This is a genomic window from Burkholderia sp. BCC1640 (genome assembly GCF_902833125.1).
Classification (GTDB): domain Bacteria; phylum Pseudomonadota; class Gammaproteobacteria; order Burkholderiales; family Burkholderiaceae; genus Burkholderia; species Burkholderia diffusa.
Map to the genome: position 1 here is coordinate 1 of NZ_CADFEF010000180.1, position 430 is coordinate 430.

2 pseudogenes are annotated in these 430 nt (G+C 71.9%); both read right to left on the reverse strand.

Annotated elements, in window-relative coordinates:
* Nucleotides 1-155: pseudogene (locus HWX25_RS33660) on the reverse strand (lipocalin); the annotation flags it as partial.
* Nucleotides 152-430 (reverse strand): annotated as a pseudogene (locus HWX25_RS33105) (SAM-dependent methyltransferase); the annotation flags it as partial. The pseudogenes HWX25_RS33105 and HWX25_RS33660, both read right to left, overlap by 4 nt.

Consider the following 430-nt stretch of genomic DNA (forward strand, 5'->3'; position numbering starts at 1 on the left):
TAGCGCGGCAGGTCGACCGGCACCGTGACCAGCGGCTGAGCCGCGCGCGGGTTCGGGTTCGGCGGGCCGCCCGAGCATCCGCCCAGGCCGAGCACCGCCGCCAGCAGCAGGCCGCGCAGCACGACGGCGCGCCACGTCGAGCGTGCGGGCCTCATGATCGTGCCGTCCGCTTGTCGAACAGGTAATGCGCGACGCCCCATTCCTGCCCGGCGCGATAGCCGAACAGCTCGGCCACCGCCATGTAGAACATCCGCCAGCGCTGGAACCAGACGGGCGCCTGCGCGCCGTAGGCCTCCACCAGCACCGGCATGACGCGCTCGTGCGCGGCATCGAGCGAGCTCAGCCAGTGCTCGGCGGTGCGCGCGTAATGCGTGCCGTCCAGCCACCATTGGCGCGTCACGCGCAGATCGTCCTGGAAGCGCAGCAGCAA